This is a genomic window from Thauera phenylacetica B4P (genome assembly GCF_000310225.1).
Taxonomy (GTDB): domain Bacteria; phylum Pseudomonadota; class Gammaproteobacteria; order Burkholderiales; family Rhodocyclaceae; genus Thauera; species Thauera phenylacetica.
The window spans coordinates 1-2041 of sequence record NZ_AMXF01000402.1; the positions used below are offsets into that span (position 1 = coordinate 1).

A 2041-nucleotide genomic window follows, 5' to 3' on the forward strand; every position below is an offset into this window, starting at 1 on the left:
CCTCGATGACGCGCCCGCTGGCGGGCAGCTCGACGCTGGCGCGCAGCGGGCCGGCGCCGAGCTCGGTGAGGCGCTGCGGGGCGAGGTCGGCCACCGCGCGCATCTGCGCGGGGTCGTAGACGGTGAGCAGGTTGCGCCCGGGCTGCGCCATCTCGCCCGGCTCGATGTGGCGCACGGCGACCAGCCCGTCGAGCGGAGACACCACGCTGGCGTAGCCCTTCACGGTGGCTGCCTGCTCGCGCTGGGCGCGCGCGGCGCGCACCTGGGCCTCGGCGGCCTGGAACTGCGCGCGCGCGTTGTCGAGCGCCGACTGGCTGAGGAACTTGCGCTCGACCAGGCTGCGCGCACGCTGGTATTCGGCGCGCGCGTTGGCGAGCGCGCTCTCCGCCTGGGCGATGCCGGCCTCGGCCGCAGCGACGGCGGCGGCGGCCTCGGCGGGATCGATGCGCGCCAGCAGCGCCCCCTTGCGCACGCGATCGCCCGCATCGGCAGAGAGCTCGAGGATGCGGCCGGGCATCTGCGCGGCCAGGGTGGACTGGCGCACGGCCTCGATCGTGGCCTCGGCGGCGATCGCGGGCACGACGGCGCGTGCCTCGATGCGGACGGTGGGAACCTCCGCACGCACCCCGCCCGAGGTGGCGGCGAGCAGGCTCAGGACGAGGACGGCTGCGGCACGCGCAGGAGTGGGGAGCATGATCGGCTTCATAAGAATAAGTATATTCTTATATTGAAGACCGTCAAGGAATCCCCCTCGGAAAGCTGCGGGATCGCGTTTCCACGCGGGGCGATGCGACTCGCGCTCGGGCATCTCCCGATGCGATCGCCGAGCTCACGCCTGGCGATCCCGCACGCACGGCGCGCCCATGCGGGCGCTGCAGCGAAGTGCGCGCCCGCTCGCCCCGAGGCTCAGCCCAGGCAGCCGAGCGCGTAGTCCGCCATCGCGGCGACCACCGGGTCGGCCTCGCCGGCGGCGGTGGCGAGGGTGATCTCGCAGCCGGGGTGGGCGGCGCGCGCCTCCTCCAGCAACACCGGCAGGTCGCGCTTGAGGTGCCCGCCCTGGGCGAGGAAGATCGGCACCACCGCGACCCTGCGCGCGCCCTCTGCGGCGAGCGCGGCGATCGCCTCGGGCAGGGTCGGGGCCATGAACTCGAGGAAGGCGAGCTCGACGCGCGGCGCCCCCGGACGGGCGAGCGCCGCCTCGCGGATGCGCCGCATCGGCCCGGCCCACTCGGGGTCGCGGGCGCCATGGCCGAAGAGGACGAGGGCGGATGTGGAGGGATTGGCTGCGTTCATGCGGAGGGCTCCGGGGTGGCGCCGCGCGCAGGCGCTTCGGCCTCGCGCAGCAGGTGTTCGAGTGCGCGCGCCGCGCACAGCAGGCCCACGCTCGCGGTCACCGCCATGCTCGAGCCGTAGCCGGCGCACGCCAGCCCCTGGGGGGCGGACGCGGCACCGGGATGGGCCGCGTCGCAGGCATCGACCTCGGGAAAGCGCAAGGGTTCGTTGGAAAACACGGCCTCGATGCCGAATTTCTTCCTGGGGTCGCGGGTGAAGCCGTGCTCCTTGCGCAGGCGCGCACGCACCTTGGCGAGGAGCGGATCCTGCTCCGTGCGCGCGAGGTCGTCCGCGCCGATGCGCGCCGGATCGCGCTTTCCGCCCGCCCCGCCCGCCATCACCAGCGGGATGCGGCGCTGCGTGCAGGTGAGCGCGATCGCCACCTTGGCGCGCACGTTGTCGATCGCGTCGATCACCAGGTCGTAGCCCTGCAGCAGCGCACCGGCGTTCTCCGGGGTGAGGAAGTCCTCGATGGTCGTGACCCGGCAGTGCGGGTCGATGCCCGCGATGCGCGCCGCCATGGCGCCCACCTTGGCCATGCCCAGGGTGTCCTCGAGCGCATGGGCCTGGCGGTTGATGTTGGATTCGGCGACGTGATCGAGGTCGATCAGGGTCAAGCGCCCCACCCCGCTGCGCGCGAGCGCCTCGGCGACCCACGAGCCCACGCCGCCGATGCCGATCACGCAGGCGTGCGCGCCGGCGAGGCGCG

At 73.9% G+C, this 2041-nt stretch carries 3 protein-coding genes; all 3 read right to left on the reverse strand.

Features of this window, described 5'->3' with window-relative positions:
* On the reverse strand, nucleotides 1-706 hold a 706-nt coding region (locus C667_RS22465; protein ID WP_004386771.1), incomplete at its 3' end, for an efflux RND transporter periplasmic adaptor subunit.
* Between the two features lie 200 nt (nucleotides 707-906).
* Nucleotides 907-1293 (reverse strand): sirohydrochlorin chelatase, encoded by a 387-nt coding sequence (locus C667_RS22470; RefSeq protein WP_004386773.1) that lies wholly within the window; start codon nucleotides 1291-1293, stop codon nucleotides 907-909.
* Nucleotides 1290-2041: tRNA threonylcarbamoyladenosine dehydratase (locus C667_RS22475; protein WP_004386775.1), on the reverse strand; the 752-nt coding region annotated here is incomplete at its 5' end. The genes C667_RS22475 and C667_RS22470, both read right to left, overlap by 4 nt.